The organism is Parabacteroides timonensis (genome assembly GCF_900128505.1).
GTDB classification, from domain to species: Bacteria; Bacteroidota; Bacteroidia; order Bacteroidales; family Tannerellaceae; genus Parabacteroides; species Parabacteroides timonensis.
Genome location: NZ_LT669941.1, coordinates 2,100,942 through 2,124,805, shown reverse-complemented (window position 1 = coordinate 2,124,805; position 23,864 = coordinate 2,100,942). Strand labels below are relative to the sequence as shown.

The 23,864-nt window shown below is 44.1% G+C and carries 20 protein-coding genes and 1 pseudogene; 20 read left to right on the top strand and 1 reads right to left on the bottom strand.

Going from position 1 to position 23,864, the window contains the following annotated elements; all coding sequences use genetic code 11:
- Window positions 1–370 precede the first annotated feature (370 nt).
- The 20 genes and pseudogenes from BQ7394_RS16115 (at window position 371) to BQ7394_RS16020 (ending at window position 21,266) form a co-directional block, all read left to right on the top strand.
- Window positions 371–1,486 (top strand): hypothetical protein, encoded by a 1,116-nt coding sequence (locus BQ7394_RS16115; RefSeq protein ID WP_139317722.1) that lies wholly within the window; start codon window positions 371–373, stop codon window positions 1,484–1,486.
- Window positions 1,483–2,697, top strand: coding sequence for a DNA/RNA non-specific endonuclease (locus tag BQ7394_RS16110; protein ID WP_075558358.1), 1,215 nt, complete (start codon window positions 1,483–1,485; stop codon window positions 2,695–2,697). The genes BQ7394_RS16115 and BQ7394_RS16110 overlap by 4 nt, the downstream gene beginning before the upstream one ends.
- A 171-nt stretch (window positions 2,698–2,868) precedes the next feature.
- Window positions 2,869–2,976: pseudogene (locus tag BQ7394_RS16105) on the top strand (ATP-binding protein); the annotation flags it as partial.
- Between the two features lie 659 nt (window positions 2,977–3,635).
- Window positions 3,636–4,550, top strand: a complete 915-nt coding sequence (locus BQ7394_RS16100; RefSeq protein WP_075558357.1) for a tyrosine-type recombinase/integrase — start codon at window positions 3,636–3,638, stop codon at window positions 4,548–4,550.
- Between the two features lie 467 nt (window positions 4,551–5,017).
- Window positions 5,018–6,427, top strand: coding sequence for a DUF3575 domain-containing protein (locus BQ7394_RS16095; RefSeq protein WP_235848763.1), 1,410 nt, complete (start codon window positions 5,018–5,020; stop codon window positions 6,425–6,427).
- A gap of 33 nt (window positions 6,428–6,460) precedes the next feature.
- The gene (locus tag BQ7394_RS16090) at window positions 6,461–7,429 is read left to right on the top strand and encodes a fimbrillin family protein (protein WP_075558355.1); all 969 of its coding nucleotides are present in this window, start codon (window positions 6,461–6,463) and stop codon (window positions 7,427–7,429) included.
- Window positions 7,426–8,391, top strand: coding sequence for a fimbrillin family protein (locus tag BQ7394_RS16085; protein ID WP_075558354.1), 966 nt, complete (start codon window positions 7,426–7,428; stop codon window positions 8,389–8,391). The genes BQ7394_RS16090 and BQ7394_RS16085 overlap by 4 nt, the downstream gene beginning before the upstream one ends.
- Before the next feature lie 53 nt (window positions 8,392–8,444).
- Window positions 8,445–9,767 (top strand): fimbrillin family protein, encoded by a 1,323-nt coding sequence (locus tag BQ7394_RS16080; RefSeq protein ID WP_210436535.1) that lies wholly within the window; start codon window positions 8,445–8,447, stop codon window positions 9,765–9,767.
- Window positions 9,768–9,788: 21 nt separating this feature from the next.
- Entirely contained in the window at window positions 9,789–10,940 is a 1,152-nt protein-coding gene (locus BQ7394_RS16075; protein ID WP_075558353.1) for a fimbrillin family protein, read from the top strand.
- A 35-nt stretch (window positions 10,941–10,975) separates the two neighbouring features.
- The gene (locus tag BQ7394_RS16070; RefSeq protein ID WP_075560074.1) at window positions 10,976–12,133 is read left to right on the top strand and encodes a BF2992 family fimbrillin-A clan protein; all 1,158 of its coding nucleotides are present in this window, start codon (window positions 10,976–10,978) and stop codon (window positions 12,131–12,133) included.
- Between the two features lie 15 nt (window positions 12,134–12,148).
- Window positions 12,149–15,145: a BACON domain-containing protein gene (locus BQ7394_RS16065; protein WP_082211980.1), complete on the top strand. Its 2,997-nt coding sequence runs from the start codon at window positions 12,149–12,151 to the stop codon at window positions 15,143–15,145.
- A 75-nt stretch (window positions 15,146–15,220) separates the two neighbouring features.
- The gene (locus BQ7394_RS16060) at window positions 15,221–15,493 is read left to right on the top strand and encodes an HU family DNA-binding protein (RefSeq protein WP_075558351.1); all 273 of its coding nucleotides are present in this window, start codon (window positions 15,221–15,223) and stop codon (window positions 15,491–15,493) included.
- A gap of 117 nt (window positions 15,494–15,610) precedes the next feature.
- On the top strand, window positions 15,611–16,096 hold the full coding sequence (locus BQ7394_RS16055; protein ID WP_075558350.1) for a hypothetical protein: 486 nt from the start codon (window positions 15,611–15,613) through the stop codon (window positions 16,094–16,096).
- A 208-nt stretch (window positions 16,097–16,304) separates the two neighbouring features.
- Complete coding sequence (locus BQ7394_RS16050; RefSeq protein WP_075558349.1) at window positions 16,305–16,742, top strand: HU family DNA-binding protein; 438 nt, start codon at window positions 16,305–16,307, stop codon at window positions 16,740–16,742.
- Between the two features lie 53 nt (window positions 16,743–16,795).
- Complete coding sequence (locus BQ7394_RS16045; protein ID WP_075558348.1) at window positions 16,796–16,999, top strand: hypothetical protein; 204 nt, start codon at window positions 16,796–16,798, stop codon at window positions 16,997–16,999.
- Window positions 16,996–17,406, top strand: coding sequence for a D-Ala-D-Ala carboxypeptidase family metallohydrolase (locus BQ7394_RS16040; protein ID WP_075558347.1), 411 nt, complete (start codon window positions 16,996–16,998; stop codon window positions 17,404–17,406). The genes BQ7394_RS16045 and BQ7394_RS16040 overlap by 4 nt, the downstream gene beginning before the upstream one ends.
- 13 nt (window positions 17,407–17,419) lie before the next feature.
- Entirely contained in the window at window positions 17,420–17,902 is a 483-nt protein-coding gene (locus BQ7394_RS16035; RefSeq protein WP_075558346.1) for a hypothetical protein, read from the top strand.
- An 83-nt stretch (window positions 17,903–17,985) separates the two neighbouring features.
- Complete coding sequence (locus BQ7394_RS16030) at window positions 17,986–18,519, top strand: C40 family peptidase (RefSeq protein ID WP_075558345.1); 534 nt, start codon at window positions 17,986–17,988, stop codon at window positions 18,517–18,519.
- 79 nt (window positions 18,520–18,598) lie between these two features.
- Complete coding sequence (gene serS, locus BQ7394_RS16025) at window positions 18,599–19,873, top strand: serine--tRNA ligase (RefSeq protein ID WP_075558344.1); 1,275 nt, start codon at window positions 18,599–18,601, stop codon at window positions 19,871–19,873.
- Between the two features lie 97 nt (window positions 19,874–19,970).
- Complete coding sequence (locus tag BQ7394_RS16020) at window positions 19,971–21,266, top strand: DUF3472 domain-containing protein (RefSeq protein ID WP_075558343.1); 1,296 nt, start codon at window positions 19,971–19,973, stop codon at window positions 21,264–21,266.
- A gap of 77 nt (window positions 21,267–21,343) precedes the next feature.
- On the opposite strand, the gene BQ7394_RS16015 is transcribed toward BQ7394_RS16020, so the two are convergent.
- A complete protein-coding gene (locus BQ7394_RS16015; RefSeq protein ID WP_075558342.1) occupies window positions 21,344–23,800 on the bottom strand; it encodes a CoA-disulfide reductase in 2,457 nt (818 codons plus the stop codon).
- Window positions 23,801–23,864: the final 64 nt, after the last annotated feature.

Genomic DNA, 23,864 nt, shown 5'->3' with positions numbered 1-23,864 from the left:
CAGCGTGGCGATAAACCATTCTTTCTACCATGTAAGATATTTCATCTGTTCCTGGGTGAGAACTCGTATTTGTCTATGATACAAATTTAATAGATTCATGATGAATTTTTTTATAAATACGATAAAACTTATAAGAAAAGTAATAGAATATATTTACGTGGTAGGTAAACTTATTCTATTATGTTGTTCCATTATCTTTTCTTTATTCATTGTGGGAACGAGCTGTTACTATATGAATTTGTGCGTGTTTTGTATAGCTAGTGCTATTTCCTGTTGTCTTATATATTGGGCTTTTGTGATATATTGTGTTAATAAATATTCTTTTAGGGAAGGCTCTCAGGTCAAAAATGACTCTTGGAATGATTTCTATTTGAAATATTTAAAATGTGTTTGCTCTAGCGTTTTGATATTTGTTTTTATAGCTTTTTGGGGGTATGGTCGATTCAAAAATGAGTTGCCTGTTCAAACAGAATGGATTGATTATAAATTTCATATAGAAACTCTGGTTAGTTTAAATAAATCGGATAAGAATGAAGAAGATATGTTTCCTTCTGAGATTTCTTGTACACTAGAGCAAGTTCAAATAAAAGAAGTTCTTATGAATATGTCTCCTGAGGAAGCTTCACGATTTTATAAGGCTAATTATAAAAAAAAATCATGTTTGATAGAAATATTCAGGAGTATTATAATACCTTTTGCTGAACAGTCTGATTATTTCGAACTAAAAAATGTGTGTAATAATTTGTCAGGCACTCCACTATTTGAGATTGTTGATAGTGTTACGCAATTACGAAAATCGTTTTTATTGAAAGAAATTAAGAATGAAATAGATCAGAATAGAACGGATCAAATTACTTTTTTTAAAGATAGTATTACTCAATATTTCTTAAATGAAATTGATTCATTTTTAATAAAACATACAGAAAAGTTTGTAAATGATTATTCTGGTGGATTCTTGGAATACAAAAAGTTAGAAGCTTTGTTGGGAAAAGGGGTAACTTATGCGGAAAAATTGTGGTATAAAAATGTTAACAATGATAAGAATATAAATTCTAATATATTGGAAAAGTATTTAGATATTTATGTACGACAGCTATGTGAAAGTAGAAATGAATATTATGAAAATTGGGGGTATCACTCTGTGCATAATATATCATTACATGATATTAATTTTATGTATCCGTGGAATGAAGAAGTTCGTGAGAAAGTCAGTCACTATACGAATAGTGAAACATTTTTAATAATGCGTGATTGGATTTTGGATGTGACAGGTATAGGAGGCCTTTTTATTGGAACTTGTGTTTGGGGGTATGAAATTCTTTCTTCATGGGATGATGCGTCTCCAGAACAAAAATTATCTTTGTTTCTTGTTTTGCACACTAAAAAGCAGTTAATAAACGAGTTTTCAAAACAAGCTTTATTGTTGGAAAAACGATTAAAAAAAGAAGATGAAGATATGTACCGATTAATAAAAATGAATTTATGAGACAGATATTTATATTAGTCATAGTTCTTTTTGTGAATTTTACTTTATTAGCCGGTCCTGTTAAATCGGGTACAAAATATGCTAAAAAATATTGGGATGAGCTGGTTGAGTTGTTTGGGACACGAGTAAAACAAATGAAAACGTTACCAAAAACATTTCGTTGGGATAAATATGCAACTACTGCAACGAAAGTGAATTTGAGAAAAACTGCAAAATCTCAAAAGTCTCAATTAAAGTTGCGTAGAAAAAAATTGGCAGATCTTACATTTAAAGATTTGCAGGAGAAAAAGGAGCTTAAAGATAAACTTCTGCTAAAAGGTTATGATAAACAATTAGTGGATTGTATTGAAGAATTGCCTCTTTGTAATGAATTGAGTTCAGCTATGATTCAGTTTAGTGATAATAATATTATGGTTGGACAATTACTTAATGATTTGCAAAACAATGCATTGTTGTTGGATCATATGAATACAACTAAAAAATTGGACGGTTATAAGCTATTGTATAAAACATCGTTTAGAACTGATGTTAGAAAATTAGATTGGCTGGAAAATTTACAACGGAACAGTGATAAGGTATCTAATGCTAAAAAGTTGAAAAATAAATATAGTATAGAGAATTTGCAAATAGAAGAATTAGATGAGGTGTTGATTTATAAAGATGGAGATAAGATACTTGCAAAAGAAGAAGGTGGTATCTTTTATGCATGGGCTGGTAAGAAAAATGAAAAAGGAATTGTGGATAAGGATAATGTTAATAATTTTTTGAATCAGAACTTATGTCCTAATAGTATTTATTGGGTTGATGGTCGGTTTAAATATTCAATAGACAATAGGGGGAGAGTGTTTAATGCTGAAGCTGTTTTGTCAGAGGGGAATAGAGGACGAAATGTAGACTTGCAAGCAATAGGTCGTGATGGTTATGGTAAAAATAGTGGAACTAATAGTCATATAGATGATGGCGGCCATCTTTTTAGTCAGCAAATAGGTGGTCCTGTAGAACTTATAAATATAGTGCCACAACTTAAGACAGAAAATAGAGGAAGCTTTTGGAAACCATTAGAAAATAAACTTTCTGAATCATTGAAGGCTGGAAAAAAAGTTACGTTGAAAATAGAATTAAAATATGACGATGATAAGGGGCGACCTATTTTGTTTAAGGTTTGGTATGAAATAGATGGAGTGAGAGAATATATGGAAATTTTCAATTAGGATTGAATGACACGAGAGTCTTGTGTTTTTATTACTATACTTGTGGTTATATCCCTGAAACTATTTATATGATAAGTCGTGATTCGTATATAAAACAGATAGAACCATTTATAGACAAACCTTTTGTAAAGGTTATGATCAGTATTCAGAGAAGTGGTAAATCTGTTATTTGTGGAACGCGAATTTGCTCCGTTGCTTGTTATTAATGATCATTATCCCAAATATGTAGTAAGTATGGATGATTTCTTTCAGGATAATATAGAAGGGGTGAAACATTGAATTCTAATTGTCTCTATCAAATTGTCATATAGTAAACGAACCCCTATTATCCTTGCTTTGTATGTGAGCAGGGATGGTAGGGGGTTGTTGTATGCGCCTGATCCGGAGTTTAGCTATAACGGATTGAAAGCATTTCCTTTTTTATTGCGGCATTTGGTAAGACGGAAAAGAACTCATAACAATGAACGATGAGTGAATGATAGATAAGACGGGGAATAGCTGTCTATCTGTCAGAAGATAAATGATTGTCTGAAAAAGAGATTGCAGCGTGCAGAAGGGGCGGTTTGGGCTTTTAGGGAGGTTGTTTTTTGGGGGGGTGCCCCCTTTGAGGCAAGTATTAAAAAAATCATTGTAATGATTTGGGGGAATTATTGTGATGACTGGCTGAAGTCATTGTGATGAGTAGAGAGAGACATTGTGATAAATAGGGTAAATCATTGTGATGAATCCGGAAAAGGGTTGCGGAAGGGGAGAGAAATGGCTGTCTGTGTTTCCGGAAGGTACAGGATTTGTAAAATTGATGTTATTTAAAATAAACAAAATCTGTGTTTTTTGAAAGTAAAATATCGATATTGATGTCTTTTTGAAATCTGGGTTGTCTAACATTCCATTCCCTGTAAATGTTATATCTTTACTCTCTAAAAAATGAGGGAAAGAATATGAAAAACAAGGATTTTTATAAAGAAATGAAACTGCAGGAACAGAAGAAACGTTCTGCAGGAGATGAAAGTACTGCGGACTTGTACCGGGCTGCCGGGAATCACTTTAAACGTTTCAACAATGGGCGTGAATTATCATTGAAGGATATAACACCAACGATGGTATATGCTTTTGTGGAATGGTTGCGTGAGAAAGGATTGAGGACGAATAGCGTAAACAGCTATCTGAGCAATCTGCGGGCGATGTACCACCGTGCCTGTCGTAGTTGGAAAGGAAAACCGCAGGATTCGCCGTTTGCCGGACTCCACTTGAGGCAGGAGGAAACACTCAAACGGGCTGCACCTGCCAAAGTAATTAAACAGATAGCCTCTCTCGACCTGAAAGCAGAGCCTAAGAAACAGTTGGCTGCCGACCTGGCACTTTTCTCCTTTATGGCTTGCGGGATGCCTTTCGTGGACGTGGTGCATCTGACGCGGGAGAACCTGATAGAAAACGGGAAAGTGTTGACGTACAACCGACAGAAAACGGGCGCGTTGATCCAGATAGAAGTGACTGTGGGTATGCAGTTCCTGATAGACCGGTACAGCCGGCCGGGTGAACGGTATCTTTTTCCTGTCTTGCCGGAGAATGCCACGCACGAACAATATAAATGCTGCCTTGCCCGTCAAAACGAATTTCTGGAAGAGATCGGTAAACTCTTAAACTGGGATGGTAAACTGACCACTTACGTCTTCCGCCATTCCTGGGCTTCGGAAGCGTATCACAGCCATGTGCCGATCAGCATCATCAGCCAGGCTTTGGGACATACCTCCGAGAAAATGACACATGTCTACTTGCAGTCTTTCAGTGCAAAAGAAGTGGGAAAAGCTGTTAAACAAGTTGCTGAAAAAGTGGAATTACTGCTGAAAGGATGATTACCCTTATTTCATAAATAAGGGAGAATGTCCCTTTTTTATCTCAATTACAGGTATTTATAATATCTCTGATTTATCATTGGAGATAAAATACTTTGCAAGTATAGATAGTTTCTTACGAATAAACAAGGTCTGAATCGAATTTTATTAAAAAAAACATACTTATTTAACCTTTATTTGTATATTTCCTGTTTTGTAGCCCTTTTATATGATTTCTCAGACGTATAGGCACAAAAGGGGCTGGGAATGTCATCCCTTCAATTTCTATTAGAAAAAAAATATCATTATTTCTGTTTATTTTCTCCCCAAAAGAACCTTAAAAAGATTCAATCCTATTATTTTTTGTATCCAGAGGGACAGATATCGTTACTTCAAGCGACGTTTTTTTACGCCTCTCTCTTATTTATGAAATAAGGGTAGATTTTTCAATACAGGTTGAATATCAGAAATAGTAGGGTGTAAATAAGATGAAACAGCAAATTAGGAAATGGACAATAGTGTTAATGAGAAAGATCGCTTTTCCATTCGTACTTTCCCTGTTTTTTTTGTCGGGTATGAATGCCCAAACGGCCTCCTATATAAAAGCAAAATCTTTTTTATTCTCCTTTAAAGAAGAGAATGATATCTTCCTGGCTGATTATGGCGACAATGCTTACCAGCTGGAACGGATGGGACAGCAGCTGCCGGCTTTCCGAAATCGTTTGTTGGCGGGAAATTACCATTTGTTAATTATATCTCATGTGAGTGCTTATGATTGTGAGGAGGATGCAGTGATCAATGAGGCTTCGCTTCGTGGAGCACGTATCCGTGCCTATCTGAAAACCCGGCTGGAGATCCCGGCAGAATGTGTGGCTTTTTATATCGATCGAAGCGGAAGTTATCGCGACCGGGTACATGTGTATCTCATAGAGTCGCCACTTCCCTGGTTTGCCAATACGGCAATCCGGTATAGCGAGAGCCGTTATCCGAAAGCTATCCGGGAAGCCTTGGAAAAATACGGTGCTGTTCCTTACGTCGATTTATTCCGTCGCAGTGAAGCCGCCGGCTACGATCGTGAGGTGTACCGCATCGACGACCCGTTGTTTGACCCTTCGGAGCTCGAAGATTATCGTCTGGCTTCGGTGGTGGATACATTGGAGACACGCGGTACCATTATAACCATTCGTGAAACGGTACGGACAGTAAAAAAGAAAAGACTGGAACAGGAGTTAGCGCCGGAAGAAATAGTAAACGAAGAAAATGAACCGGAAATAGCTGCCGTTCGTCAACCTGTTTCCCGGTCTGAACCTGCGCCTGTCTTTATGGCTATCAAAACTAACTTGGTGCCTTGGTGCACCGTGGCCCCTTCCATTCTTTTGGGTACGGGCGACGTGGAGATGCAGACCGGTTCTTTTATGCCCAACCTGGAGGTGGAGTGCTTTTTTGACGGCCGTTGGTCGGTGGTCGTATCGGGTATGTATTCCGATTTTGCCTATAAAGATAAAACGCGCGACCACTGGTCCGTCTCCGAATTCTCGGTCGAACCCCGCATTTGGCCGTTGGCCCCGGGGGAGTTTCGCTGGTTGCATACGGGCTTGTTTGCCGAATACGGTGATTTCGATGTACGCGGCAGTGAGATCGATCCCGATCCTGATGTGCTTTACGGCAGGACCGGATGTTTCTGGACGGCAGGCGCTTCGGTGGGTTGCGCTATTCCTTTTGGAAAAGGCTTCTATACGGAAGTGAGTGTGCGTACAGGGTATCGCTCGGTTTTCGATGGAAAGAAATACCGCTACGATAAAATAGACGATAAAAATTATCTGGAGACCCGTTTTGTCTCGACAGGTTTTATGATTGGTCTGAAAGTCTGCCTGGTATATCGTTTTCAGATCAAATAAGGAAAGACAGTAATAATGTAACACTGGTATAATATGAGAACAACTGAGATTTTACAGGCAAGCCTGTTTGCCATCGCTTTTCTGGTAGATTGTACCAACCTGGAAGCACCAGTAATAGCAGACAGCGGAGAAGAGATCTGTCTCACTGCCGATATCGGACAAACTACGCGCGTGGTGATCAATGCCGGTTATGCAAATAATCTGGATGTATCGTTCGCCCGTATCGATAATTTTGCTACGGCTTCCGATTGGGATAGTCCCGCCATCGAGGCCGTCCGCACCGGCGGTGCAGGTAAAACATCCATTTCTTTTAATCCGGAACAAAATTATCTGTCGGGGAATATCCAATCAGCCTTGATAGGTTATTATCCCCGTAAGGGGCTGGAAAGCGGCACTTCAAATCCGGCAAACGTAAAGTACGAGATAACGGGGGAAGAGGACATTATGGCAACAGAGGTACAGGTGGGTTCCCTGAATCATAAGTTTACTTCACTCACTTTTCAGCACCTGCTGGCACAGCTGCAATTCAAATGTATAGGTTCTGCAGAAGCTGTTACCCAATGGACGAGGGTTACTTCTATAAATGTAGCGAATGCACATACTGTATTGAATCTTTCACTGAATAAAATGACCGGAGCGAAATTGACTGCGACAGGAAGTGCGAACCGGACGCTGACCGTAAAGAACTGTCCGGGAGCTGTTTCAGTTGCTACTGCTATAAACTCTCCGACCGGCTATCTGATGCTTTTTCCGGTGACAAATATGGGAACGGAGGCGGCGGCTATCAACCTGGAAGTAACAGCGACGTATAAGGGGAAGGAAAGTACACAGGAACTTGCTATCGATAACATCAGCGAGGGTGTAAAAGCCGGGCAATCGCATCTGATCACACTCACATTTACGGAAGACGGCAAAATAGTAGCGGAAGCCGGTATCGCTGAATGGTTATCGGGTAACGGGGGCAGTGTAGTTGTGACTCCCAGTAAAAACGAACAGCGATGAGCAAATTAATACAAATAACCTCCATTTTCCTGTTGCCGGCCTTTACCGCCTGTTCGGACGGTAATCCTGTGCAACCGTCTGTTCCTGAGCTGACGGTTCGCCTGGAAGGGACGATCGGCCTGTCTACCCGTGCAGTGATCGGTTCCGACTGCGAAGAAGAGTTGGAAGTCGTCTTTGCCCGGCAGGATGAAACAACTGCGTCCGCAGAAAGTTATGGCGAATGGAGTGTATGCAAGGCGGTACGCGAGGGAGGTGTGGGGAACCGCCCGATCGTGTTTGACGAGCCTCAATGGTATCCCCCGGACGGGCGGGATATCCATTTGCATGGGTATTATCCGGCAGGAAACGGAACAGTGGACGTACAGGCAGGGAAAGTGACTTTTGCCATAAACGGGAAAACGGATATAATGGCTACAGGTTGCCTTTCTGGCAGCACTTATGAGCCGGTACACACCTGTACGTTCCGTCATCTGCTGACACAGATCGCATGGATCTGTTACGGCGACCGGCCGGAGTTGTGGGGAGTAGTCACGAAAATAGAGGCTGTGGAAGTACATACGCTGCAGGAATTGGATTACCGGTGCAAGTCGCCATCTCTGACGGATGTTTCTTCCGAAGGTGGAATACAGAATCTTGCGGTGCAGGATATCATCGGTTTGACAGTTTCACAGGTAATGGAAGGAGGGGAGCTTCCCGATCCCCAGGGGTATATCCTGCTTCCGGTTTCTCCTGCAGACGGTACGGCAGAACATCCGCTGCATTTGCTGATTACAACAACAAAAGACGGTCGGGGAAATGCCGTGGAAACCGTTATCCCTGCATCCGTCAGGGTAGAAGGCGGCTTTTTGCCCGGCAGACGCCATGTTGTCTCACTCTTTTTCAGCGGAAATGGTGTGGTACGGATATCCTCTGTCCGTGTGGAGGCCTGGACAGAATACGATGCCGGCGAATTGCCGATTTAGAATCCATAGAAATTGTATTAAGATAAAAGTAATAACAATAAAGATCAATCAAAATGAAAACGAAAATGAAAAAGACTGTGACAACGTGGGCTATGCTGATAGCCCTCCTGGCAGCGATAGGCTGTTCGGAAACAGAGACTGCAATAGAACCGGAACCGGATGGTAATGGTGATCAGGTCGCATTAGGAGTTGCGGCAAACCTGAAAGTAGATGCCGGAGCCAGGTCGGTTAGTAAATCGGTGGTGAGCGGTGAAGCTATTACTTATACCGATTATACCACTGCACCCGGTATAGGCGTGTTGATAACCAATAGTGACATAAACGGCTGGTATACTCCCGACGACGAGACCAAAAAACATCATGTATGGTATATGGGGGATGAAGCGGGAGCCAACTGGATTGCGATCACAACCAAAGGTGGTACATATGGCGAAACGGAAGAAGTCCCGTATTATCTGACAAAAGAGATTGGAAAGGTGTATGCCTATTATCCGTTTAAAGCGGATGCGGCAAATGGTCTGACAGGCATTAGTGACGAATCCAGTCTTAAGATTCCTGTGACTATTCCTGCCACGGGAGAGGCGATCGATGCCAAGAACAACAATGCAAAGAAAAAGTGGAATGGCGCAAACGCATGGGTTGTAGCAGATGCTGACGACTTGGTCAACCTGTCCTCATCCACCGAAAATGATTATCTCTATTTTGCCGGAACGAAAGGGCGTAACGTAAATAACGGACGTGCTGACGGCCAGCCGCTTATTACTCCGGGTCACGGGGATAATACCAATACCACTAACCCCGGTTACGAAATTAACCTGGATATGAAACATGCGATGGCGATGGTTTCCTTCCGTGTTTACGACGGCGGAAATCTAAGCGACAATGACGTGAAATTCACGAAGTTCGAGATAAAGAATCATGCCGATGGCTCCAATCTGTTCAAAACAGGAGACGGTAAGATGGCCTTGAAAGACGGAGCGATCACAGAAACGGCCGCCACTACCTCTATGACCCGTACGATAACCGATTACATACTGATGAGACAGCTCAAAGAGGGCGAAACCGAAGGTGAACATGCTTTTATCCCGACGGGATCCGCTCCAACCTCAACAAACGGTAAGACCGTTTCTAAAACAGTCAGTACTATTGTCTATCCGATCGAGAGTTTTGGAGAAGATCAGATCGATGTAGTGATTTCTTTGCAGAAAGAAGGTGCTGGGTCTGCTGTAGACTATACCATCACTCTGCCGGGTAACACCTGGGCTGCCGGTTTGAATTACATCTATACCTTCTCTGCCAGTCGTACTAAGCTGACGGTTGTGGATGTAAGTGTAAAACAGTGGGAAGACAAAGAGCAACCTGAAATACCTCTTTAATTATTCTCAAAAACAAAGCCCATGAAACTGTTTATCTACATATTTTCGACTGCTGTTTTTCTTTTGTTGGCTTACGCTTGTACAGAAGCAACGATCTTTACGGGTGACGGTGGAGACGATGGAAAAGGCGGATCGGAGGAAGGGGAGGTCCCTCTGAGAGTAAAGAATCTGGGCTTGTCGGTGGAGGTAGAATCGAGAAGCATCGTGACAGGAGGTCCGGGTGACGGTACTGCTGATACAAACCCTAATCCGCTTACAGAGGTGGAACTTTACGTCACGAAGAAGGATGAGAGTGGGACAGTCAGTGTCTACGACGACGGGAATACGACGACATGGTTTGTTTACAATGGTATGGCTAGTCCGGCTGCAGCCTGGGAGCCGATGGTCGGACAGGAAGTACTTTTGTTGTCGTCGGTGAAGGGAACGGTGTATGCTTATTCTCCGGCGGGAGAAAGTGTGTCGCTATCGGGTACATTTAAGGTGCCTATAATGGGCAACGTGAAGGTGCTCGACCAGCAAACATTCAAATTTGCTGCTCCCCCCGGAGCAGCGAAGGCTGCCGGTAGTGTGGAGTGGGATACCGATCAGGCTGATTACCTGTATTGCAAAGTTGCAACAGAGGTAGATCGTTGGCATCCGGCCGTGTCGCTCTTAATGAATCATGCGCTGGCAAAGGTTAGTTTCCGTGTGGTGGAAAAAGAAGGAGGTACGGCTTTTGCCGGGTGTAAGGTGAAAAAGGTGGTGCTGAAAAGCAGTGGGGGATTAAAAAAGTCCGCTACCGCTACACTGAATCTCTCTACGGGTGAGCTGGGCGATACGATGATTGCAGCCAGTGAACTGTCGTTTACGGCGGCCGGTACTGACGATATGCGCGTTATAGGAACCGGTGTGAGTGAAGCGGCCGATATTGCCGGTGTCCCGATACAGGCATTCGGTTTGGTGATTCCGGTAATGGGTGCCGACGTAACCTTGGAATTGACGCTCGAAGATGACCGTGTCTTCACCATGTCCCCTTCCGAAGGGACAGATGTTCCCGGAACATTTTCGGTAAACTGGGAAAAGGGAAACAATTACATCTACAATATAGGTATGTCCCCGCAGGGAATCGAAATAGCCGATGTGGTAGTAGCCGGTTGGAACGAAGGTGGAGTTACTGAGGTGCCGATGGAATAATAATGTGGCAATATGCCAATGTGGAATTAATGGGAATGAAACGAATAATACGACGATATCTATTGGGTTTACTGGTCGGTGGCCTGCTGGCGGGGTGTACGGCAGGACCGGTGGAGGAGATCGTGCCGGAGGAGAACCGGCCGGTAACCCTTAGTTTCGGTAAGCCGGATCTGGGAGTACCGGAAGTTTTGAGCCGTGGCGGGGAAACAGCTGTCCCTAAGCCGCTTCCCAAAGGTACGACGGTACGGATCGGAGCTTACTTCAGAGGAAATGTGGAGAGTGTACAAGGCCCGATCTCGTTTTCTGCATTGGCTCCTTCGTTTCAGGCTACTTATGTGGTTGGTATTGACGGTTCGTTGTCGCCCTGTTTGGTCGATGCGACGGGTAAAAAGATAGATGGAAAAGCCGATGGACTGACCGTGAAGGGAGGTGTGTATGACTTCTATGCTGTTTCGCCTGCACGAGTGCTGGAAAAAGGGGGAGACAATGCTTATCAGATAAGGGATATCCCTCATAAGGAGGATGTGATGACTTCTTTTGTTCGTGGCGTAACTATATCGGCCACTTCCCGGCGGGTGACTCTGGCTACTTTCTGCCGGAAATGTGCGTCGGTAGTGTTCAATGTGGCTCCTTCGCAGGATAACGCACTTCCTTTTAAGAAGTTATACGGAACAAAGCTGGTGGTTAGTAGGATATCTTCTTCGGGTGCTAGCCTGATAGCCGGAGAAGATACGGGGATAACACCGACAGGCGGCAGTGTGGGCGATGAGGCAAAGGTAACGTTTGAAAGCGTTGAATTTGAATCGGTGGAGGCTGCACCCGACATTGATGAAATGGGGTTGAATAAGACGAAAGGAGTTGTCCTTCCCAAAGACAATAAGGCTTTCGATGTGGAGATAACCGTAGTCAGGGATCAGGAAACGGCCACTTTGCATGCAACGATCGATCAGAATATTACTTTCGATGCCGGTAAGCGCTATATCTTTACTCTTGAGATAAAGAACAACGAAAGTTCCTTATTGATGAAAGTACTCAACTGGAATACGATCGCTTTTACAGATGCCGGTGTAGGAGGCTCCGGTCAGTCGCCTACCGATCCGGATATCAACGAAGGTATAGGTACGACTATAAAGGTAGCCCAATGGAATAACATCGATTGGACAGGAAATGGAAATGTTGGAGCGGAAGAATAAATAAAATGAAATACAATGAGACGGATGAATGAAACGATATGGTTGCTGGTGTGGTTACTTCTTTCCGTTGTGAGTGGTTGCACTGAGACGGAGGTGGAAGATGGTGATGTTCCGCCTCATGCTTTGAAGGAGGTGGAGGCCGGATTCAATCTGAAGGTGCTGGCCAGCAGTATTCCTGTTACCCGTAGCATCACATTTACACCCGCTGGCACGGTCGAGTCGGATACCCTGGTAGCCGGTATGACTGATACATTACAGACGCGTGCTAAAGTGGCATTGACAACCGACCAGGAAAACCAGATCGCCAACCTATGGGTCGGGCAGTATAATGCGGCAACGGGTGACCACCTGTTTAATCAGTATTTTGAATCGATGACCGGCACTACAGTTAACCTGAAACTGAAACAGATCCCAGAGGAGAGCGATAGCCACGTGTACTTCATATCCAACGCAGGCAACCTGGGTAAAATAGACAATGAAGGCACATTAAAAACACATACATTAACCTATACTTCTACCGAAGGCTTACCCAGTGATAACTTATGCCGGATGGTCGGCATGTGGAACGGAAAGGTTGTAGCTGACGGTATGAAAGATATCGAAGTGGAACTGACCCGTCTTTTGGCTAAAATTACGTTTACTTATTCGATGGGACCCGACTTTTCGTTTACTCCGACCTCGGTGGCGCTGAGATCCGTCCCGAATAAATCGCAGGTAACAGCTCCGACAACACAATTATCCGACCTAAGTTATGACACGTATAGTGGAACGGCCAGTGCTGATGGTGCGACGATCTACTGGTATCTGCCGGAAAACATGGCGGGTACGGTCAGTGGTCCTGAAGCTGTCGACTCGGAAAAGAAGAAGATCGGTACCGGTGTAACGAAGGCCACCTGTATCGAACTGACCGGTGTGGCAGTACAGGGCGGGGTGACGTATGAGGAGGTTACCTTCCGGTTCTATCCGGGTGGCGATATGAATAATTATGATATTATACGCAACTCGCATTATATGATGAGTGTCACCCTGGTCGGTATCGATGTTTCTGACGAACGTATCACAGTGGGGAAAATACCCCCTATTATCGTTGACGAGGGAAAGATGCCGGCGGAAAAAGGTGGAATAAAAGAGGTACAGATTACGGCCCGCCCGGGTCAACCGTGGAGTTTCGACATGCCCCAATGGCTGTCGGCTTTATTAGACGGCACTGCCGTTTCGGCTGGTGCTACGTTTTCTTATCATGGCCCCTATAAAGTGGTCTTTCAGGCTGCATCCGCCAATCCGAAAGCGGTAGAAAGAAGTGTGACGTTTAACTTGAAAGTGAACGGTGTTGATCAGGATATAACTATTACGCAAAGTGGCTCGACTTTGACAAAAGGGGGGGATATATCCCTGGAGGCTGCTTTGGGATCAGAGGGCACTTCCTCCTTTACCGCTACAAAAGGTTTGCAATGGTCGGCAGATTTAAGTGACAAAGAATGGCTCGATTGGGTAACGGGTAATCCGGACGGTGGTGAAGCTCCGGAAGAGGCACAAACCTTAGCTGTTAAGGCGAAAACCAGTAATCCATCGGCAACGGCACGTTCCGGAAAGATAACGATAAAAGCCGGAGTATCGGTGGGGAATGAGAGTGATACCGACGGATTAAAACAAGATATCAATGTTTCTCAGGAGGGTTCTACCGTAACGGGTTCTTCAAAAGAAGTAAATGCCGAGGCTGTTAACGGCTTGACCTCTTCCTTTACGGCTACAGCCGGATTAAACTGGGCGGCTAGTGTAACGGATGGTAGTTGGATTACCTTAGCTGAAAGTTCCGGTGGCCCGACAACCGGTTCTGCCCAGAATATAATTTATAATGTGTCGGTAAATCCGAAAGCAGAGTCTCGAAGCGATGAAATAACAGTCCGGGCGGGAGACGCTTCCGCGGGGCCAACCGCGAAAATAACGGTAAGCCAAAAAGCCTCATCGCTGACTGCTTCAGGTAGTCCTGCAAAATTGGATGCAACAGCTGACGCCCGCGGAACACTGACGTTTAAAGGAACTTCGGGATTACCATTTTCTATTACTACTCCTGATTGGTTATCCCTGACAGGTTCAACTCTGGGAACAACGGATGGCAGCAATCAAACTTTAGGATATAAAACAAACGGGGTGAATCGCAATAGTACGGAACTGTCGGGTGATATAACGGTAAAAGCGGGAAATATAGAGAAAAAGGTGGTTGTAACACAATCGGGGTCTACATTTAGCGTATCTAAAACAGCATTGTCGTTTAAAAAAGAAGGTGGTTCCGGCACAGTAGAGGTGGCAGGAACCAGCGGTTTGCCCTGGACAGTGACTCCTTCTGTAGAGGAAAGCGGTATTACACCTGATATTATATCTTCTGAAACCGGAAGTGATAAGCAGACTTTGACGTTTATTGCTACTGCGAATTCGGGTGATGCCCGTTCTGTTACATTTACTATTGCTGTAACCGGTGGTGACCATTCAAAGACAGTGGAGGTAGAGCAGGATGCTGGTTTGGTTGGTTTTATTGTAACAGTCGATCAGAGTGTATTAGAGGATTATTATACTCAAATGGCTAAAAATAAATACACTTGGATAACACATCCTCCGTTTGATGCTGATGGGACAAATACAGCACCCTCTCATAGGATTACTGTCGACTTATCTGACCCTCCTACAATGAACGGTTCTTATTCTATAGAAGTACAAAATGGACAAATCGGTCTTAGTAATTATTCTACAATGCAAACTTATTGCTCTGAATTGGATGAGAATGGTACTGGTTGGCGTTTACCTACTATGATAGAGTTGCGTGCTATCTATAATAACAGAGAGGCGATAGGGAGCTCAACGGGTGCCAGCCCGTTGTCCGGTAGATGGTACTGGAGTAGTTCGGCCTATAAGGCTGGCAGTGAAAGGTGTATACACTACTTCGACACTGGCGCATTCTTCTACACCAAAGTCACGAACAACGGCGGTACTGTTCGGTGTGTTCGGGATCTTTAGAATCGCTTCAGATAAGAAATTGCTACAATATATAAGGAACAGAAATTATTTATCAGAAATCAAAGAAAACAGATTATGAACAAAATTGAATTAGTAAATGAATTAGCAGCAAAGATGAATGTTTCTCTGAGTCAGTCTCGGCAGTTTATTAATGCGTTTCAGGAAATCCTGAAAGAAACATTGGGGCATGAGGCTATCATGCTTCAGGGATTTGGAAGCTTTGAGCCCTGGCAGCAGAAGCAGCGGGAAGGACGTAATCCGCATACAGGTACTCCCTGTGTGATAGAGGCTCGTACGAGTGTGAAATTTAAACCCGGAAAGCTCTTACTCAAGGCTTTGAACTCTTAAAATAATGGGGTATATGTCACTGGTGTGAAATATCACTCCGGGTAATTGCTTGATAAAAGGAACTGTAATGGTTACAGTTCCTTTTTAATTAATAAGTGAAACCTGTCTATTATTAGTATGAAAAAGAAGAATAAGTTTGAACTTTTATTTCCTCAGGGGAAAGTTCCTGATGTAAACGAATTTAACCGAAGCCTGGATGCTATGTCGGAAGAAGGGCGAAAAAAGTTTCTTGAAAAAATATATAAGGTTTCTTTTATTGTCTGGACTGCACTTCCAATATCTCAACAGAATTTTATAGAGGCTGTGATCGAACATGACCGGCAAGCTTACGCAGACTTTGTACAGCAGAAAACCGTGATGGGGCATATCCGCTACACACTTCGTTATCCAGCTTTGTTTATCCGAACGCTTCATTTAATAGAAGCAATAGAACGTTCCGCCAAAACCTCTTTGAGCCGCCTGGCTATGTCGATTGCCATCTGTTTCGACTTTTCCGAAAAAGTCAAAACATTGGCTGAAAATATCAGTAAAGAAAAACCTATCTCCGAAGAACTCCTGATCCTATCCGGCAAAACAAAAATTAAGGATGACTATAATGGTTGATACCGTTTAGTTGATAAAAGTTAAATAATAACCAAAACTACCGCAACGAAGTATTGTCAAAAAATGGTATTTAAGATTTATTATATATGTAACAGTTTGATAGATATCGCTTTATTGAATTGTCTAGTTGCGTTTTTAACAAATCTGTATCCCCTTACCTTTGTATCGTTCCCCGGAACAAATATATAAACCATTTAAATTTTAAGGTATGGCATTAAAATTCAGAAAAGTACAACGTAAGGTGTTGAGTGGCGACGACAAGGGTAAAACCAAGACGTATGCCGTTGCAAAGTCTTCGAACTATTGCGACATGGAAAAGTTGTGTGAACTGATCTCCAGCCGTTCGGCCATGTCGAGTGCCGATGTAAAGGCTATTCTCGACTCCCTGAACTGGGCTATGGGGCTGGAACTTCGTTCGGGAAGTATTGTTCAGGTAGGGGAATTCGGGAGTTTTCGCTTCTCGGTTCGTTCGAAAGGAACTGAAACGGAAGATGCCTTTAATGCTTCCATGATAAAAAAGGCACGTATTATCTTTTCGCCGGGTACCAGCCTGCGTTGGGCAAGTGAGATCACGAAATTTGAAGAAGACGATGTGAAAGTCGTTGAAAAGAAAGAGGACGAAGATGACCGTCCGGTGATCGAGTAATTGAAAATTGAGAATTGAAAGTTGAAAATTAGTTAGTAAGGGAAGGGGAACGTATGAAAAATAAACTGACTGTTCAATTGACAATGGCAATCCTGCTCGTTCTGAGCGGGATTGTTCTTCTTTTCTCCGGTTTTTGGGTGGCTCCGGAAGGGGAGATTCATAATAGTGTGCTGGTGGCTTTCGGAGAGATCTGTACGTTTGCCGGAGCTTTGTTTGGGGTGGATTATTCGTATAAAATAAAATCGATACAAAAATGAACAGAAGAATAAGCCGGGATTTTACCTGGGAGGAAATGACATATAGCCGGGTGGCAGTGGAAAACGGGTTGCGCAACGTTCCTCCGGCAGAAGCGGAGATTGCGATGAAACATCTGGTAAAGCGTTTGTTGCAGCCGTTGCGTATCGCTTATGCCGGACCGATTGCAATAACGAGCGGTTATCGCAGTCCGGAAGTGAACCGGCTGGTAGGCGGTGTACCGTCGAGCCAGCATGTAAAAGGGGAGGCTGCCGATTGTTATGTACCTGACCCGGAGGTGTTGCTGAATGTGTTGCGTTTTTGCAAGTTGCCTTTCGATCAGGCGATCCTGTATAAACGAAAGAAGTTTCTGCATCTTTCGCTAAAGGTAAGTGGAAAGAACCGGTATCAGATAATTATTAATAAATAGAAAGGGAAATGATATGAATATATCTGTCAGATCTCTGATTGTTTGGATCGGTATACCGGTTCTTTTGTCGCCTGGCTGTAGTGCCGGGCGGCAAAGCAGGTTGCATCGTGAAACATCCTCCGAAACACAGACTGTTCGCACGGATAGCCTGGTTTTACGCGAAATGCTCCAATCTTCCCGAAAAAGAACAATTGATATAGAGCATATTGTCTTTGATACTTGCCGCTTGAGTACCGTTAATCCGGATACTTCCTGTGTCACATCTTGTACGGCATCAGCTTTGTTGCCGCATTCTGTTACCCGTATCACTATTAATGAACGGGACCAGGCAGAAGTAAATACATCCATTCGATCCGACTCAAAAACCAGTAGCCATCAGCTCAGTTCCGACTCTTTGCAGAAAGAACATGCCGCCAGTATCTCCCCTGGCAAATGGCTTTTCATGTTTATGATAGGGGGACTTTTATTTCAGATTATAACCCTAAGAAAAAAATAGTATTATAGAGTTTTTAGGGTTATAACCTTAAGAACTTACGAAAAGCATGTTATATTTGTGGTTGTATCCACAAATAAATAATCATGACTCGTAAAAATTTCATCCTGTCTTTTCTTTGGATATTTTTGTTTACACTGGTTTTGACGTCCTGCGGCAGTAAAAAACGTGTTGCACTTCCTGCTGACTTCAAAGGGCCGAAAGAATTGTCACGTTTATATGGTGTTCGTATTACTCCCGATGATAATATCTTTCTTTACAATGAAGGGGCGAAATGGCTTGGTACACCTCATCGGATGGGAGGAAGCACGAAGCGGGGAGTGGATTGCTCCGGGTTTGTGGCGATTGTTTTTCGCGAGGTTTATAGAAAACAATTGGCTCGTTCGTCGGCGGATATGTTGAAACATAATTGTAAGAAAGTGAGTCGCTCTAAGTTACAAGAGGGGGATTTGGTGTTTTTCAGGACAGGCAGCGGGAAGAAAAAAGTGCCGAACCATGTCGGTATCTATCTGAAAAACGGAAAGTTCATACATACCAGTACCTCGAAGGGAGTGATGGTCAGTAGCCTGAGTGAACCTTATTATACGCGGACCTGGATAACAGGTGGACGGGTGAAGTAAGATATTTTTGTGAACATCAGGCCGAAAGTTGCTTTTTTATGTATCTTTGCACTTCAAAATAAATAAACATAGATCAAGTATGTTGACGCTTAAAATGATTACGGAAGAAACAGACCGCGTAATTCGTGGTCTGGAGAAGAAACACTTTAAGGATGCTAAGGAAGCTATCGCTAAAGTGATCGAGCTAAACGATAAAAGACGTAGTACACAGAATCAATTAGATAATAACCTGGCAGAGGTAAACTCGCTGTCGAAAGCTATAGGTGGCCTGATGAAAGAGGGCAGAAAGGAAGAAGCTGAGGCTACTAAAAAGCGTGTTGCCGAAATCAAGGAAGTCAGCAAGGGGATCCAGGCTGAAATGGATCAGGCGTCGGAAGAAATGCAGAACTTGCTTTATACCATTCCGAATGTTCCTTATGATGAAGTACCCGAAGGTGTTGCAGCCGAAGATAATGTGGTAGAGAAAATGGGCGGTATGGAAACGGAATTGCCGAAAGATGCACTGCCTCACTGGGAATTGACAAAGAAATATGACTTGATAGACTTTGACTTGGGTGTGAAGATTACAGGTGCAGGTTTTCCGGTTTACAAAGGACAGGGAGCACAATTGCAGCGTGCCCTGATAAACTTCTTCCTGGATGAAGCCCGCAAGTCCGGGTATATGGAAATTATGCCGCCGACAGTGGTAAATGCCGCTTCCGGTTTTGGTACAGGTCAGCTTCCTGACAAGGAAGGACAGATGTATCATTGCGAAGTAGATGATCTTTATCTGATACCGACTGCCGAAGTTCCGGTAACAAATATTTATCGCGATGTTATTTTGGATGATAAGCAGTTGCCGATCAAGAACTGTGCCTATACACAGTGTTTCCGTCGTGAAGCAGGTTCTTACGGAAAGGATGTACGCGGTCTGAACCGTCTGCACGAGTTTTCCAAGGTAGAACTGGTTCGTATCGACAAGCCGGAACATTCAAAACAGTCACACCAGGAGATGTTAGATCATGTGGAAGGCCTGCTTCAGAAGCTGGAACTTCCGTATCGTATTCTTCGTCTGTGCGGTGGGGACATGAGTTTTACGGCGGCTCTTTGCTTTGACTTTGAAGTTTATTCAGAAGCTCAGAAGCGTTGGTTGGAAGTAAGTTCTGTATCCAACTTCGACACTTATCAGGCAAACCGCTTGAAATGTCGTTATCGCGATGAAAATAAAAAGACTCAGCTGTGTCACACTTTGAACGGTAGTGCTTTAGCCTTACCGCGTATCGTGGCAGCTTTGCTTGAAAACAACCAGACTCCTGAAGGTATCCGCATTCCGAAAGCGTTAATACCTTACACAGGATTTGATATGATCAAATAATATTCGTAGATTAGCTGCGGAGGAAATAACAGGAAACGGGGCGGAGAGTAATAGGTTTACTTCCGTCCCGTTTTGCTTTAAATCTAAGAAATAGACAATGAAGAAGATCAAACAAGTTATTTTACTGGGTATGGCTGTATGGATGATGTGCAGCTGCCAGGGTAAGAAGTTGGAACTGTCTGCAGAAGCAGTCGCTGTTCCGTTAGGTGGTAATACGTATGTGACTGCCGGAAAAGAGGGTGCGAAAGTTTCTACCGCAGGCATCAAGTCGTGGACAGGTTCTGATGCTGTTCTTTCGTCGTGGTTTAAGGTTAGCCAGGCTGGAGAATTGAAATTGTTCCTGAAGGCTACTGCTACGGATGGTCCGTCGGTTGTGAAAGTTACTTTCGGTGGGAAAAGTTTTACAGTAAAGATCACAGATGCGGAAGAAACGATTGTTCCGGTGGGTAGCGTATTGCTTGCGGAACCGGGTTATGTTCGTGTGGATTTACAAGGGGAGAAGAAGGAAGGTGCTCAGTTTGCCGGTATTTCCGAACTGTTGATTGATGGGCCGGCCGCTCAGGAGCCTCTTTATTTTATCCGGGACTTTGAACCTTACTGGGGAATGCGCGGGCCTTCGGTACATATGAAATACACATTGCCTGAAGAGCCGGTTGAATATTTCTACAACGAAATAACCGTTCCCGAAGGGGAAGATAAGATCGGCAGTTATTTCATGACTAATGGTTTTGGTGAAGGATATTGTGGTATCCAGGCGAATAGCGATACGGAACGACGTATTTTGTTTTCTGTCTGGAGTCCGTTTGAAACGGATGATCCGAAGGCTATCCCGGAAGACCACCGTATCAAGTTACTGGCTCAGGGGAAAGATGTACATATCGGAGAGTTCGGCAACGAAGGCTCGGGTGGTCAAAGTTATCTGATTTATCCCTGGAAAGCCGGGCAAACTTATCGTGTGATTACACGTGTCCATCCAGATGGAAAAGGGAATACCGCTTATTATGCCTGGTTTTTTGCTCCCGAGGAGAATCAGTGGCGATTGATAGCAGGTTTCCTTCGCCCGCAAACAAATGCCTGGTATACCGGAGCGCATTCTTTCCTTGAAAACTTTATTCCGGGGCAAGGCTATCTGGAACGTAGCGTACGTTTTGGCAATCAGTGGGCTCGTACGGCTAAAGGTGAATGGAAGGAACTTACGGAAGGGATGTTTACTTATGATGCAACTGCCCGGGCCGGTGTTCGTCAGGACTATGCCGGTGGTGTGGCTGACAATATGTTCTTCCTTCGTAACGGCGGTTTCTTTAATGATAATACGGAATTTAAATCAGTTTTTATGCGCCAGCCGAATGGAGTGGCTCCTGAAGTCGACGTAACGACGTTGCCTTTAAAGTAAAAGCATATGACCTCTTTAAAAAAAGGATGCACCCTTTCCACGAAGAGGGTGCATCCTTTTTTTGTAGCTAATCTTGGTTAGATGAATAGGTTTACATTGGCATCTTCTGCGCGTTCCAGGTAAGTGGCAACACCGCCCAGTGTAACGTTATCCATCAGTTCTTCTTCCTTGACGCCCATCACATCCATACTCATGGTGCAGGCAATCATTTCGACACCATTTTCAGCGGCCTGTGCGATCAGGCTTTCCAGGCTGTCGATATGTTTTTTCTTCATGATCAGACGCATCATCCAACTTCCGGCGCCTCCCATGTTCATCTTCGATAGCTTCAGTTTACCGCTGTGAGCAGGAAGCATCCAGCCGAACATTTTTCCGAAGATATCTTTCGATACGGCCGGTTTCTGCCTTTTCTTGATTACGTTCAATCCCCAGAAGGTAAAGAACATGGTCACTTTCTTACCGGTAGAGGCCGCTCCGTTGGCGATGACGAAGGAGGCCAGCGCTTTATCCAGGTCGTCGCTGAATACGATCAGTGTTTTATTGTCGGCCCCGTTTACCATTTTGCAGGAACTTTTGGGTTCTGCTTTTTCGATTGTGGCGTGAATGATACCTGATTTATTCTCGACACTCACCAATTGTGCCCCTGTCATGTTGCACCAGGCTCCTACGTCTTTGCCGAAACCCTGGTCGGTGGCTGTGATCAGCAAACGATCGCCTGTATTTATTTCGGCATAATGCTTTTTCAATTGCATAACCGGTCCGGGGCATTGCAAGCCGCAGGCATCGATCTGTACGGTCTTCTGTGAAGCAGGGCGAGCGGAGGTTACAGCAGACGGTTCTTCCGGTTTTGTTGTTTGTTGATTACTTTCGGTCTGTTTTAAAACCGGTTTAGCGGTCGCGATACTCCATGTTTTATAACCACCGGACAGGTTTTTTACATCTTTATAGCCATGCTGAACCAGAATGCGGTAAGCCAGGTATCCGCGCAGACCAACGGCACAGGTCACCACGATCGGTTTATCTTTAGGCAATTCCGACAGGCGGTTGCGGAGTTCGTCGACCGGTATATTGATTGCACCCGGAATAGATCCCAAAGAATATTCGTCGGCCGTGCGTACGTCTACCAGGATGGTGTCGCTATTCAGTTGGCTTATTTTACGCCAATCTATAACCTCTACCTTTTTAGTAAGAATGTTTTCTGCCACATATCCGGCCATATTTACCGGATCTTTTGCCGATGAATAGGGGGGAGCATAGGCCTGCTCAAGTTCGGTCAGGTCGTAGACTGTCCCTTTGCGTTGTATAACCTGTTCTAGCATTTCGATCCGTTTGTCCACTCCATCGAATCCGACAACCTGTGCGCCCAGCAGCTGTCCGTTATCCGGTGAGAATAATATTTTGATAGACATCGGGACTGCTCCCGGATAATAACCGGCATGTGATGCCGAATGCGTATACGACGACTGATAGGGGATACCTTCGCGTTTTAACAACTTGGCATTGGCTCCGGCAGCAGCAACTGTCAGGTCGAATACCTTTGCAATAGAGGTGCCGATAGTGCCCTTGTATGTTTCACGGTTGCCGAACACGATATTGTCGGCAACGATGCGTCCCTGTTTGTTAGCCGGCCCGGCAAGTGGGATCAGGGCTGGTTTTCCTGTTACCGGATTGAGTACTTCAACGGCGTCTCCCAAGGCGTAGATGTCCGGATTGGAAGTTTGCATGTAATCGTTTACGGCAATGCCTCCTAATGATCCCAGGGATAATCCGGCTTCTTTTGCCAACCTGGTTTCAGGACGAACTCCGATACTGAGTAATACCAGGTCGGTTGTAATCTGTTTTCCGCTACGCAGATGAACGATGATCCCTTCAGGTGTTTCTTCGAAACGAGATACACCATCTTCCAGGCGGAGGTCCACCTGTTTTTCTATTAATTGCTGATGTACAATGGCAGCCATGGAATAATCCAACGGAGCCATGACTTGGTTTGCCATCTCAACGACCGCTACCTGGATGCCTAGATGATGCAGGTTTTCTGCCATTTCCAATCCGATAAATCCACCGCCCACTACTACTGCATGGCGCGGATTATTCCGGCTGACGTATTTTTTGATTGTGTCTGTATCGGGTACATTACGTAATGTGAATATCTTATCGCTATTGATCCCTTCGATGCCGGGACGAAGCGGTTCCGCTCCGGGAGAAAGAATTAATTTGTCATAATTTTCAATGTATGTCCGGGCTGTATTGAGTTCTCTTATTTCAACAGTCTTTTCTTTCGGATGGATGGCTGTGACTTCCTGCTCGGTACGAATATCTATATTAAAACGGGCGGTAAATCCCTGCGCTGTCTGTACGAACAGTTTGTCGCGCTCAGTAATAGTTCCGCCAATGTAATAAGGTAGTCCGCAATTGGCATAAGAGACATATTTGCCTCGTTCGAACAGGATTATTTCTGCATTTTCATCGATTCTGCGTAAACGGGCTGCTACGGTAGCTCCACCGGCAACTCCTCCAACTATTAAGTATTTCATGTTGTAGATATATTATTTTTATTATACATATTTGTCAATGGAAAACATATTGATAAAAAAAGGT